Origin of the sequence: Limnohabitans sp. Hippo4, assembly GCF_003063605.1 — a bacterium.
In the GTDB taxonomy this organism is placed as follows: Bacteria; Pseudomonadota; Gammaproteobacteria; order Burkholderiales; family Burkholderiaceae_C; genus Limnohabitans_A.
This window is the reverse complement of sequence record NZ_NESE01000006.1, coordinates 98,013-108,108: the sequence shown is the minus strand read 5'-3', so window position 1 is coordinate 108,108 and position 10,096 is coordinate 98,013. Positions and strand designations below refer to the sequence as shown.

General features: G+C 53.6%; 17 protein-coding genes and 1 pseudogene. 14 read left to right on the top strand and 4 right to left on the bottom strand.

Features of this window, described 5'->3' with window-relative positions; genetic code table 11:
• The 13 genes and pseudogenes from B9Z46_RS13965 to B9Z46_RS13905 form a co-directional block, all read left to right on the top strand.
• Positions 1-125, top strand: a pseudogene (locus tag B9Z46_RS13965) (elongation factor Tu); the annotation flags it as partial.
• Positions 126-154: 29 nt separating this feature from the next.
• Positions 155-469, top strand: a complete 315-nt coding sequence (gene rpsJ, locus B9Z46_RS13960; protein ID WP_055359482.1) for a 30S ribosomal protein S10 — start codon at positions 155-157, stop codon at positions 467-469.
• A gap of 273 nt (positions 470-742) precedes the next feature.
• Complete coding sequence (gene rplC, locus B9Z46_RS13955; RefSeq protein ID WP_055359483.1) at positions 743-1,405, top strand: 50S ribosomal protein L3; 663 nt, start codon at positions 743-745, stop codon at positions 1,403-1,405.
• Positions 1,405-2,025 carry a 50S ribosomal protein L4 gene (gene rplD, locus B9Z46_RS13950; RefSeq protein ID WP_055359484.1) on the top strand — a complete coding sequence of 207 codons (621 nt, stop codon included), beginning with the start codon at positions 1,405-1,407 and terminating at the stop codon, positions 2,023-2,025. Before rplC ends, rplD begins: the two co-directional genes overlap by 1 nt.
• Positions 2,022-2,336: a 50S ribosomal protein L23 gene (gene rplW, locus B9Z46_RS13945; RefSeq protein ID WP_055359485.1), complete on the top strand. Its 315-nt coding sequence runs from the start codon at positions 2,022-2,024 to the stop codon at positions 2,334-2,336. Before rplD ends, rplW begins: the two co-directional genes overlap by 4 nt.
• A 2-nt stretch (positions 2,337-2,338) precedes the next feature.
• Entirely contained in the window at positions 2,339-3,163 is an 825-nt protein-coding gene (gene rplB / locus B9Z46_RS13940; protein ID WP_055359486.1) for a 50S ribosomal protein L2, read from the top strand.
• A 10-nt stretch (positions 3,164-3,173) separates the two neighbouring features.
• Entirely contained in the window at positions 3,174-3,452 is a 279-nt protein-coding gene (gene rpsS / locus B9Z46_RS13935; protein ID WP_108257192.1) for a 30S ribosomal protein S19, read from the top strand.
• A 9-nt stretch (positions 3,453-3,461) separates the two neighbouring features.
• On the top strand, positions 3,462-3,791 hold the full coding sequence (rplV, locus tag B9Z46_RS13930) for a 50S ribosomal protein L22 (RefSeq protein ID WP_055359488.1): 330 nt from the start codon (positions 3,462-3,464) through the stop codon (positions 3,789-3,791).
• 16 nt (positions 3,792-3,807) lie between these two features.
• Positions 3,808-4,686, top strand: coding sequence for a 30S ribosomal protein S3 (gene rpsC / locus B9Z46_RS13925; protein ID WP_055359489.1), 879 nt, complete (start codon positions 3,808-3,810; stop codon positions 4,684-4,686).
• Positions 4,687-4,688: 2 nt separating this feature from the next.
• Positions 4,689-5,105 (top strand): 50S ribosomal protein L16, encoded by a 417-nt coding sequence (gene rplP, locus B9Z46_RS13920; protein WP_055359490.1) that lies wholly within the window; start codon positions 4,689-4,691, stop codon positions 5,103-5,105.
• Between the two features lie 16 nt (positions 5,106-5,121).
• On the top strand, positions 5,122-5,316 hold the full coding sequence (rpmC, locus tag B9Z46_RS13915) for a 50S ribosomal protein L29 (protein ID WP_055359491.1): 195 nt from the start codon (positions 5,122-5,124) through the stop codon (positions 5,314-5,316).
• A gap of 9 nt (positions 5,317-5,325) precedes the next feature.
• Complete coding sequence (gene rpsQ, locus B9Z46_RS13910; protein ID WP_108257191.1) at positions 5,326-5,595, top strand: 30S ribosomal protein S17; 270 nt, start codon at positions 5,326-5,328, stop codon at positions 5,593-5,595.
• A 138-nt stretch (positions 5,596-5,733) separates the two neighbouring features.
• The gene (locus B9Z46_RS13905; RefSeq protein WP_108257190.1) at positions 5,734-6,240 is read left to right on the top strand and encodes a peroxiredoxin; all 507 of its coding nucleotides are present in this window, start codon (positions 5,734-5,736) and stop codon (positions 6,238-6,240) included.
• An 83-nt stretch (positions 6,241-6,323) separates the two neighbouring features.
• Here B9Z46_RS13905 and B9Z46_RS13900 read toward each other — a convergent pair whose 3' ends face one another.
• Together B9Z46_RS13900 and B9Z46_RS13895 are read right to left on the bottom strand one after the other, a co-directional pair.
• A complete protein-coding gene (locus B9Z46_RS13900; protein ID WP_055359494.1) occupies positions 6,324-6,764 on the bottom strand; it encodes a GNAT family N-acetyltransferase in 441 nt (146 codons plus the stop codon).
• Positions 6,765-6,871: 107 nt separating this feature from the next.
• Entirely contained in the window at positions 6,872-7,543 is a 672-nt protein-coding gene (locus B9Z46_RS13895) for a cytochrome b/b6 domain-containing protein (protein WP_108257189.1), read from the bottom strand.
• Positions 7,544-7,631: 88 nt separating this feature from the next.
• Between B9Z46_RS13895 and B9Z46_RS13890 the strand changes: the two genes are divergently transcribed.
• The gene (locus B9Z46_RS13890) at positions 7,632-8,084 is read left to right on the top strand and encodes a cytochrome c (RefSeq protein ID WP_108257188.1); all 453 of its coding nucleotides are present in this window, start codon (positions 7,632-7,634) and stop codon (positions 8,082-8,084) included.
• Positions 8,085-8,095: 11 nt separating this feature from the next.
• Here B9Z46_RS13890 and B9Z46_RS13885 read toward each other — a convergent pair whose 3' ends face one another.
• Both B9Z46_RS13885 and B9Z46_RS13880 read right to left on the bottom strand, forming a co-directional pair.
• Positions 8,096-8,833 carry an alpha/beta fold hydrolase gene (locus B9Z46_RS13885; RefSeq protein ID WP_108257187.1) on the bottom strand — a complete coding sequence of 246 codons (738 nt, stop codon included), beginning with the start codon at positions 8,831-8,833 and terminating at the stop codon, positions 8,096-8,098.
• Entirely contained in the window at positions 8,833-10,077 is a 1,245-nt protein-coding gene (locus B9Z46_RS13880) for a CaiB/BaiF CoA-transferase family protein (RefSeq protein ID WP_108257205.1), read from the bottom strand. The genes B9Z46_RS13885 and B9Z46_RS13880 overlap by 1 nt, the downstream gene beginning before the upstream one ends.
• Positions 10,078-10,096: the final 19 nt, after the last annotated feature.

Sequence of the window (10,096 nt, the reverse complement as noted above, 5' to 3'; positions counted from 1 at the left end):
GTGACAACGTGTCGATCACTGTGAAGTTGATCAACCCGATCGCCATGGAAGAAGGTCTGCGTTTTGCGATCCGCGAAGGCGGCCGCACTGTGGGCGCTGGCGTTGTTGCCAAAATCATCGCTTAATTCATTAAGCCTAAGTTTGGAGCACACGCATGTCAGCTAAACAAAAAATCCGCATTCGCCTCAAAGCGTTTGACTACAAATTGATCGACCAGTCTGCTGCTGAGATCGTAGACACTGCCAAGCGCACCGGCGCGATTGTCAAGGGCCCCGTGCCACTGCCAACACGCATGAAGCGTTTTGACATTCTGCGTTCACCACACGTCAACAAGACCAGCCGTGACCAGTTCGAAATCCGTACGCACCAGCGTCTGATGGACATCGTTGACCCTACAGATAAAACTGTGGACGCATTGATGAAGTTGGACCTGCCAGCTGGCGTGGACGTCGAAATCAAATTGCAATAATTAGTTTTAATTACTGCAATTGACAAGACAGTTGAGGCGTTGCCAGCCCGGAAAACCAGGTGAGCAACGTCCTCTTCGGGGTCTGAAAAAGCCCCAAAAAGACTTGAATTTGAAAACGCTTGCCATCTTGCATGGCACGCGGCTATAATTCGAGGCTCAGCCCATTTTGGGTTGAGATTTACATTAACCTTCTTTCATATCAAGCCTAGAGTTTTCTAGGTCAAACCCAGGGGCCAATTGAAGTCGCTGGGGTGGAAGTTTTGGAGAAAAAACATGAGTCTTAGCAACTCCTTAGGGTTGCTGGGCCGCAAGGTGGGCATGATGCGTCTGTTCACTGATGATGGGGACGCAGTGCCTGTCACAGTGGTAGATGTTTCAAACAACCGCGTGACCCAGGTGAAAACCCAAGAGAACGATGGCTACGTTGCCCTTCAGGTAACGTTCGGCTCGCGCAAAGCATCGCGCGTGACCAAGCCAATTGCTGGCCACCTTGCGAAAGCAGGCGTTGAAGCCGGTGAAATCATTCAAGAATTCAAAGTGACTGCTGATACAGCAGCTCAGTACGCCGCTGGCGCTGCTGTGCCTGCTACGGTGTTTGCTGTGGGCCAAAAAGTGGACGTGCAAGGCACTTCCATTGGTAAAGGCTTCGCGGGCACCATCAAGCGTCACAACTTCAAGTCACAGCGCGCGTCGCACGGTAACAGCCGTTCGCACAACGTGCCAGGCTCGATCTCTATGGCGCAAGACCCAGGTCGCGTGTTCCCAGGTAAGCGCATGTCCGGTCACCTTGGTGATGTCACATGCACAACCCAGAACCTCGACGTCGTGCGCGTAGATGAAGTCCGTGGCTTGCTCCTGATCAAAGGTGCAATCCCTGGTTCCAAAGGCGGCTTCGTGACTGTGCGTCCCGCTATCAAAGCTAAAGGAGCGAACTGATGCAGCTCGAACTCCTGAACGACCAAGGTCAAGCCGCTTCTAAATTCGAAGCGCCAGAAACCGTGTTCGGTCGTGAATACAACGAAGACCTGATTCACCAGATCGTGGTGGCTTATCAAGCCAATGCCCGTCAAGGCACCCGCGCTCAAAAAGACCGTGAACAAGTTCACCACTCAACCAAGAAGCCCTTTAAACAAAAAGGTACTGGCCGTGCACGTGCTGGTATGACTTCTTCGCCTTTGTGGCGCGGCGGTGGTCGTATTTTCCCGAACATGCCCGACGAGAACTTCACACAGAAGATCAACAAGAAGATGTACCGCGCTGGTATGGCTTCGATCTTCTCTCAGTTGGCTCGCGAAGGCCGCTTGGCTGTGGTGGACTCCCTCAAGGTTGAGTCTCCCAAAACCAAGCAGTTGGCTGCCAAATTGAAAGCCATGAACCTCGACTCCGTCTTGGTCATTGCCGACGAAGTTGATGAAAACCTGTACTTGGCTTCTCGCAATCTGGTCAATGTCCTGATTGTTGAGCCCCGTTACGCCGACCCCGTGTCTTTGGTGCACTTCAAGAAAGTGCTCGTGACCAAAGGCGCTGTCGACAAACTCAAGGAGATGTTCGCATGAGCACACAAAAGTTTGACGAAGGTCGTCTGATGGCTGTGTTGGTTGCCCCCATCGTGTCCGAGAAGGCCACCATGGTTGCAGAAAAATCAAACGCTGTCACATTCAAAGTGCTGCAGGACGCTACCAAGCCTGAAATTAAAGCTGCTGTGCAGTTGATGTTCAAGGTGGAAGTTAAGGGCGTGTCTGTGGTGAACACCAAAGGCAAGACCAAGCGTTTTGGCAAGACTGTGGGCCGTCGCGACAACGTTCGCAAGGCTTATGTCACCTTGATGCCAGGTCAAGAGCTGAACCTCTCAGGGGAGGCCGCTTAATCATGGCAGTCATTAAACTCAAACCAACCTCACCAGGCCAACGTGGCGTGGTGAAGGTGACTCGCGATCACCTGTACAAAGGCGAGGCCTATGCGCCTTTGCTCGAAGCACAGCATCAAAAATCGGGTCGCAACAACAACGGTCACATCACAACCCGTCACAAGGGTGGTGGTCACAAACATCACTACCGTGTTGTTGACTTCAAACGTAACAAAGATGCAATTCCAGCCAAAGTGGAACGCATTGAGTACGATCCAAACCGTACAGCGCACATTGCGTTGGTCTGCTATGCAGATGGTGAGCGTCGTTACATCATTGCACCCCGTGGTTTGGAAGTTGGCGCAACATTGTTGTCCGGTTCGGAAGCCCCGATCCGTGCAGGCAATACATTGCCCATCCGCAACATTCCAGTGGGTTCAACCATTCACTGCATCGAATTGAAACCAGGTGCCGGCGCTCAAATCGCTCGCTCTGCTGGTACTTCTGCCACATTGTTGGCCCGCGAAGGCATCTACGCTCAAGTGCGTATGCGTTCCGGTGAAGTTCGCAAGATTCACATCGATTGCCGTGCAACGATTGGTGAAGTCGCCAACGAAGAACACAGCTTGCGCCAGTTGGGCAAAGCCGGTGTGAAGCGTTGGATGGGTATTCGTCCTACCGTCCGCGGTGTGGCAATGAACCCTGTTGACCACCCACACGGTGGTGGCGAAGGTCGTACCGGTGAAGGCCGTCATGCAGTTGACCCATGGGGTAACCTGACTAAGGGCTACCGTACCCGTAACAACAAGCGCACGCAGGTCATGATCGTGTCGCGTCGCAAGAAGTAAAGGGTAGCCAATGACTCGCTCACTTAAAAAAGGTCCATTTGTTGACCATCACCTCGTTGTCAAGGTTGAAAAAGCCGTTGCAACGAAAGACAAGAAGCCCATCAAAACATGGTCACGTCGTTCTATGGTCTTGCCCGATTTCATCGGTTTGACCATTGCTGTGCACAACGGCAAACAACACGTGCCTGTTTATGTGACTGACCAAATGGTTGGCCACAAGCTGGGTGAATTCGCTTTGACCCGGACATTCAAGGGTCATCCAGCGGACAAAAAAGTCCAGAAGAAATAAGGAAAGACCATGGAAACACGTGCAGTCCTCAGGGGCGTCCGTTTGTCGGTCGATAAAGGCCGCCTGGTCGCCGATTTGATTCGCGGCAAAAAAGTGGATCAAGCTTTGAACATCCTCACATTCACGCAGAAAAAAGCTGCTGGCATCGTGAAGAAGGTTTTGGAGTCCGCTATCGCCAACGCTGAACACAACGACGGTGCTGATATCGACGAGTTGAAGGTGAAAACCATCTACGTCGAACAAGGCGCCACACTCAAGCGTTTCACCGCCCGCGCCAAAGGCCGTGGCAACCGTATCAGCAAGCCCACATGCCACGTGTATGTGACGGTTGGCAACTGAAAGGCCTAGGAAGAATATGGGACAAAAAATCCATCCTACCGGCTTCCGCCTTGCGGTCAGCCGCAATTGGGCAAGCCGTTGGTACGCAAGCAACCGTGATTTCGCCGGCATGTTGGCCGAAGACATCAAGGTTCGTGAATACCTCAAGGCCAAGTTAAAGAACGCTGCGGTTGCACGCGTCCTCATCGAGCGTCCAGCTAAAAACGCACGCATCACAATTTTCTCGGCTCGTCCTGGTGTTGTGATCGGCAAAAAAGGCGAAGACATCGAGAGCTTGAAAAAAGAACTCGCAGCTCGTTTGGGCGTGCCAGTCGCAGTGAACATCGAAGAAGTGCGCAAGCCCGAAATCGATGCGCAACTGATTGCTGACAGCATCACACAACAGCTCGAAAAGCGGATCATGTTCCGCCGCGCCATGAAGCGCGCCATGCAAAACGCCATGCGTCTGGGTGCTCTGGGCATCAAGATCATGTCTGCTGGCCGTTTGAACGGTATCGAGATCGCACGTACTGAGTGGTACCGTGAAGGCCGCGTGCCTTTGCACACTCTGCGCGCTGACATTGACTACGGCACTTCTGAAGCTAAGACCACCTACGGTGTGATCGGCGTGAAGGTCTGGGTCTACAAGGGTGACAACCTGGGTCGCAACGATGCACCCGCTTTGGCTGAACCCCGTCAAGAAGAAGAGCGTCGCCCACGTGGCCCGCGTCGTGATGCACGTCCGGGTGACCGGCCTGCTCGCGGTGCGCCCCGTCGTGCTGGCGGTACCAACACAGCACCAGTTGACGGCAGCGACAAGCCCGCCGAAGCTGGTGGTGATGTCAAACCCACCGTTAAGCGCGTACGTAAAGTAGCCGCGCCAGCTGCAGCAGCTGACGGTGCCAAAGGAGAGTAAACATGCTGCAACCCGCTCGCAGAAAGTTCCGTAAGGAACAAAAGGGCCGCAACACCGGCGTCGCAACCCGTGGCAACACGGTTGCGTTTGGTGATTTCGGTTTGAAGTCCACCGACCGCGGCCGTTTGACGGCCCGTCAGATCGAAGCTGCACGTCGTGCAATTTCACGTCACGTGAAGCGTGGCGGCCGTATCTGGATTCGTGTGTTCCCCGACAAGCCAATCTCTACAAAACCTGCAGAGGTTCGTATGGGTAACGGTAAGGGCAACCCCGAGTACTACGTGGCTGAAATTCAGCCCGGTAAGGTGTTGTATGAAATCGTTGGCGTGCCAGAGCAATTGGCCCGTGAAGCGTTTAAATTGGCCGCAGCCAAACTGCCCTTGCGCACGACGTTTGTCGCTCGCATGATTGGCCAGTAATTCAGGAGAACTCACAATGAACACAACTGAACTGCGCACCCAAGACGAAGCTGGACTGGCAAAAGAAATCAAGGACTTGCAAAAGGCCCATTTCAACTTGCGCATGCAAAAAGCCACTCAGCAACTCGGCAACACGAACCAACTGCGCGAAACTCGCCGCAGCATCGCTCGTGCCAAAACCATCCTTGCTGAAAAGCAAGCCGCCAAATAAGGAGTGACCATGACGGAAGCTAAAACATCCCTCAAGCGCACCTTGATCGGCAAGGTGGTCAGCGACAAACGCGCCAAAACCGTAACGGTGTTGGTGGAGCGTCGCGTGAAGCATGCTTTGTACGGCAAGATTGTTGCCAAATCAAGCAAGTACCACGCACATGACGAATCTGGACAATTCGGTTTGGGCGACGTGATCGAGATCACCGAGAGCAAGCCAATTTCCAAAACCAAAAACTGGGTTGCAACCCGTTTGGTTGAAAAGGCTGCAGCGGTTTAAGCTTAATCTGCTTATTCTCAGCAAACCTTCAAAAAACGACTCACAATTGTGGGTCGTTTTTTTTTCGTCTGAATATATTTCTGCTCTTACGAATAGACACTCACACCCATTCACTCATCCAAGATTAAAGGACACACCATGATCAAAGTTGGCGACACACTTCCTGCAGTGACATTGACAGAATTTGTTGAAGTTGAAGGCAACGGTTGCAGCATTGGCCCCAACCCCGTCGATGTGGCAAAAGCATCTGATGGTAAAACCATTGCCTTGTTCGCATTGCCAGGCGCTTTCACGCCCACCTGCTCTGCCAAACACGTCCCCGGTTATGTGGCGCAATACGATGCCTTGAAGGCCGCAGGCGTTGATGAAATTTGGTGTGTCAGCGTGAACGATGCTTTTGTCATGGGCGCATGGGGACGTGAGCTCAAGAGCACAGGCAAAGTGCGCATGATGGGCGACGGCAGTGCAGACTTCACCAAAGCCACTGGCCTGACCTTGGACCTGACAGCGCGCGGCATGGGCCTGCGCAGCAACCGTTATTCCATGTTGGTCAAAGATGGCAAAGTTGCCAGCTTGAACATTGAAGGCCCAGGCAAATTTGAAGTCAGCGACGCTGACACCCTGTTGGCTCAAGTCAAAGGCTGATTGCCGATCAGGCATCAGGCTCTCACAAGGGGCCAACTGAAGACACAGCATTGCACCTGCCGGCGCATGCTGTGTGCTTCAACTCAAAGCATCACTTTGAGATAGTGCGCACCTGGCAATGGGTTGTGATAGTACGGCGGGATTTCTTCAAATCCCAAGTCTTCGTACAAAGCACGCGCTGTTTCCATTTCATCCAAGGTGTCCAGCAGCACACAGCTGTAGCCACATTGACGCGCTGCATCCAAAATGGCTTCTGCCAGTTGGCGTCCTAAACCCAAGCGGCGAAATGCGGGCCGTACATACAAGCGTTTCATTTCAGACGCATTGGGTGAATCGGCCGAATCGAGCGGTCTTAATGCGCAGCACCCCGCCACTTCGCCATCGACCATGGCCAAAAGCAAAGCCCCTCGCGGCGCTGCGTACTCGCCTGGTAGCTGTTGCAGTTCGGCTTCGAAGTCTTGAAAACACAAATCCACATTGAGTGACTGTGCATACTCCGTAAAGATGTGCCGAACAGTGGCCATCTCTTCAAGAGTCTGAGGCGAAACAATCGCAACGGCGGGTGAAGGAAGTTCTGACAAGTGAGTTCGGTGCGTAACGAAATTCAAGTGTAGCGTTGAAATGCCCAGTCCTACAGGCTGGAGGGCACTGCGTTGATCAGGACAAATACCAAGGCTGCAACCAGTGCAAGGCAGAGCAACGCTTTGAGCCAATCGAGGGGTCGATCCAACGAAGCAGTGGCCGGTGACTCCGATGATTTGTCGCCCCACAGCATGGCACGGCTGAGGTTTTCTTTCTTTTTGACGAAGTACCAAAGAATGGCACCCACGTGGATGGCGATCAACAACAGGACCAAACCCTTGCCAAAGCCTTTGTGCCATTGGGTGGTCATGGACACAATGCTTTCAGACACCCAAACGGTCAAGGGTCCGGCATTTGCAATTTCATCATCACTGAACAAGCCTGTTGCGACTTGCAGCAAGAGCAAGCTCATCAAGGCGATGACAGAAAGTGAGCCTATGGGGTTGTGTCCCAGGTAGCGTTGTTGGCTGCTCTGCGCAGAAAAATACTGGCGCAATGCTGAGGGCGTGCACGACAACTGTCGCCATCTAGACCAATGGCCGCCCACAAAGCCCCAGAGCAATCTGAACAACAACAGACTTAAAACGGCATAGCCACAGCGAAAGTGCCAGACCATGGCATTGCCCCCGACGTTGCCGGTGATGACCAACACAAGGACCAACAATGCGAGGGTCCAGTGGAAAAGGCGGGTGGGCAAATCCCAAACTCGGATGGCATTCATGGTGATACTTTCATGGGCTTTGCGCGATCTGCAGAAAATTCAAAAACATGCGAAACTGTAAAGCACCCTCACCTTCAATGGAATACTTATGAAAAAACTTGTCACTGCTGCTTCGGCATTGCTGGCCCTCATGTTGGCTTTGCCAGCCGCCGCTCAATTTGCGAAACCTGAAGACGCCATCAAATATCGCAAAGCATCCTTCACCGTCATGGGCGCTCATTTCGGCCGTGTCGGTGCCATGGCCGCAGGCAGAGTGCCTTACGACGCCAAAGCCGCTGCCGAAAATGCCGACATTGCGGCTGCCATGTCCAAGTTGCCTTGGGCTGCTTTCCCAGAAGGCAGCGACAAAGGTGAGACGCGCGCCAAGCCAGAAATTTGGAAAGACAGCGCCAAGTTCAAAGAAGCTGCGGACAAGATGCAAGCTGAGCTGACCAAGGTGGCTGCCGCCGCCAAAACCGGTAACGCCGATGCCTTGAAAACAGCCTTTGGTCCTGCTGCAGCAACTTGCAAAGGTTGCCACGACAACTTCCGAAAAGACTGACGCTTGAATCTTCAGCTTTGATTGGCGCAGCGAAGTAGCAGCGCTGTCAACTCTTGCGGGGCACTGATCATGGGATCGTGCCCCGTTTTTATTTCAACCACTTGAGAGTTGGGCAGCCACTGGCCATCCCAAAACAGGGGATCGACCACGCGACGTCGCACGGCATCAATGGTTGCCAAGGGTGGCACGGTGCAATTGATGAACGTTCTGGGAACACTTGCAACACGTGCAGGATCGAAATTCAAAACGTGTTGGTAAGTGCCACCTGGGTGAGGTGTTTGTCGACGTTGCACCCATTCATAGTCATCCGCGCTGAGGCCAAACACAGAAGCATCGGGTGGTGGGAAGCTGTTGTCGATGCTCTCTGCGGCTGCTTCAATTCTGGCTTTTTGTGTGGCGCTGGCATGGGTGCTGCTCCAAGTTTCGCCGGGCTTGGGAACCACAGCATCCAAGTAAACCAAGTGCTTCAGACGATGCGCTCGCCGATCGGCCACAGCGGTGCCCAACATGCCTGCATAGGAGTGAACGACCAAAATGGCATCGTTCATTTCTTCGGCGTCTAGGGCCTGTAAAACATCTTGGATGTGCGTTTCCAAATCAATGCCACGGTGCAAAAGGTGGGAGCGTTCACCCAAGCCCGTGAGGGTGATGGCGTGTGCGCTGTGACCTGCACGGATCAAAGCTTCTGTGACATGGCGCCAGCACCAAGCACCATGCCAAGCGCCATGAACCAATAAATACTGGGCCATCAGATCACACCTTTGTTTTTCAGTTGTTCAATTTGCGCTGAGCTGTAACCCAAAACTTCTTCCAGCAATTGCGAGGTGTGCTGTCCCAGCTGGGGTGGCACATGGTCTTGCCGGACGGGCGTTCGGCTGAGCTTGAGTGGGCTGGCCACCAATTTCAAATCCTTTTGATGAGGGTGCTGCCAAGTACTCACCATGTTGCGCGCAGCCACTTGAGGGTCGGCGAACACCTCCGATAAATTGTTGATGGCACCACAGGGCACCTTGGCTGCCTCGAGCGCAGACAGCCAGTCGGCTTTGGTGCGGGTCAACATGATCTGTTCAAGCAGGGGAACCAAGATGGCGCGGTTTTTGACCCGATCGGTGTTCTTGGCAAAACGCACATCGCTGGCCAATTCGGGGTGGCCTGCCATATCACAGAATTTGGCATATTGGCCATCATTGCCCACAGCCAGAATCAAATGGTCGCGGCTGCCTGCTGCTGCGTGTGTGGGTGCCTTTACTTCAAATACTTGATAAGGCACGATGTTTTGGTGTGCGTTGCCTGCGCGACCAGGGGTCTTGCCGCTGACCAAATAATTGGCACCTAAATTGGCCAACATGGCCACTTGGGTATCGAGCAAGGCCATGTCCACGTACTGACCTTCGCCGGTTTTTTCGGCGTGCCTGAGCGCGGCCAGAATGCCAACAGTCGCGTACATGCCTGTGAACAAGTCGGCCACAGCGACACCTACTTTTTGGGGGCCACCCCCCAGGTCATCTCGCTCGCCCGTGACGCTCATCAAGCCCCCGATGCCTTGAACTGCATAGTCGTATCCAGCCCGCTCGCGGTAGGGCCCGGTCTGTCCAAATCCGGTGACGCTGCAGTAAACCAACTTGGGATTGAGGACCTTCAAACTCTCGTAGTCCAAACCATAGCGGGCCATGTCGCCCACTTTGAAGTTTTCAATGAAGACATCGCAGTGGGTGACCAATTCGCGGATGAGCGCTTGCCCATCGGCTTGGGCAATATCACAAGTCAGTGAGCGCTTATTTCTGTTAGTTCCTAAATAATATGCGGCTTCGGGCGTGTCTTTGCCATCGGCGTCTTTGAGAAAAGGTGGGCCCCAACTGCGCGTGTCGTCACCGGCGCCTGGGCGCTCAATTTTGATCACGTCGGCGCCAAGGTCGGCCAAAGTTTGGGTACACCAGGGGCCCGCGAGCACGCGGGACAGGTCGAGAATGCGGATGCCGTCAAGTGAATTCATGGCGTCATTGTCGCGAAAA

Bases quoted from the DNA above. Each gene is read 5' to 3' on its own strand.
- rpsJ (WP_055359482.1), top strand. From the start codon at position 155: ATGTCAGCTAAACAAAAAATCCGCATTCGCCTCAAAGCGTTTGACTAC.
- rplC (WP_055359483.1), top strand. From the start codon at position 743: ATGAGTCTTAGCAACTCCTTAGGGTTGCTGGGCCGCAAGGTGGGCATG.
- rplD (WP_055359484.1), top strand. From the start codon at position 1,405: ATGCAGCTCGAACTCCTGAACGACCAAGGTCAAGCCGCTTCTAAATTC.
- rplW (WP_055359485.1), top strand. From the start codon at position 2,022: ATGAGCACACAAAAGTTTGACGAAGGTCGTCTGATGGCTGTGTTGGTT.
- rplB (WP_055359486.1), top strand. From the start codon at position 2,339: ATGGCAGTCATTAAACTCAAACCAACCTCACCAGGCCAACGTGGCGTG.
- rpsS (WP_108257192.1), top strand. From the start codon at position 3,174: ATGACTCGCTCACTTAAAAAAGGTCCATTTGTTGACCATCACCTCGTT.
- rplV (WP_055359488.1), top strand. From the start codon at position 3,462: ATGGAAACACGTGCAGTCCTCAGGGGCGTCCGTTTGTCGGTCGATAAA.
- rpsC (WP_055359489.1), top strand. From the start codon at position 3,808: ATGGGACAAAAAATCCATCCTACCGGCTTCCGCCTTGCGGTCAGCCGC.
- rplP (WP_055359490.1), top strand. From the start codon at position 4,689: ATGCTGCAACCCGCTCGCAGAAAGTTCCGTAAGGAACAAAAGGGCCGC.
- rpmC (WP_055359491.1), top strand. From the start codon at position 5,122: ATGAACACAACTGAACTGCGCACCCAAGACGAAGCTGGACTGGCAAAA.
- rpsQ (WP_108257191.1), top strand. From the start codon at position 5,326: ATGACGGAAGCTAAAACATCCCTCAAGCGCACCTTGATCGGCAAGGTG.
- B9Z46_RS13905 (WP_108257190.1), top strand. From the start codon at position 5,734: ATGATCAAAGTTGGCGACACACTTCCTGCAGTGACATTGACAGAATTT.
- B9Z46_RS13900 (WP_055359494.1), bottom strand. From the start codon at position 6,764: ATGGCCACTGTTCGGCACATCTTTACGGAGTATGCACAGTCACTCAAT.
- B9Z46_RS13895 (WP_108257189.1), bottom strand. From the start codon at position 7,543: ATGAATGCCATCCGAGTTTGGGATTTGCCCACCCGCCTTTTCCACTGG.
- B9Z46_RS13890 (WP_108257188.1), top strand. From the start codon at position 7,632: ATGAAAAAACTTGTCACTGCTGCTTCGGCATTGCTGGCCCTCATGTTG.
- B9Z46_RS13885 (WP_108257187.1), bottom strand. From the start codon at position 8,833: ATGGCCCAGTATTTATTGGTTCATGGCGCTTGGCATGGTGCTTGGTGC.
- B9Z46_RS13880 (WP_108257205.1), bottom strand. From the start codon at position 10,077: ATGAATTCACTTGACGGCATCCGCATTCTCGACCTGTCCCGCGTGCTC.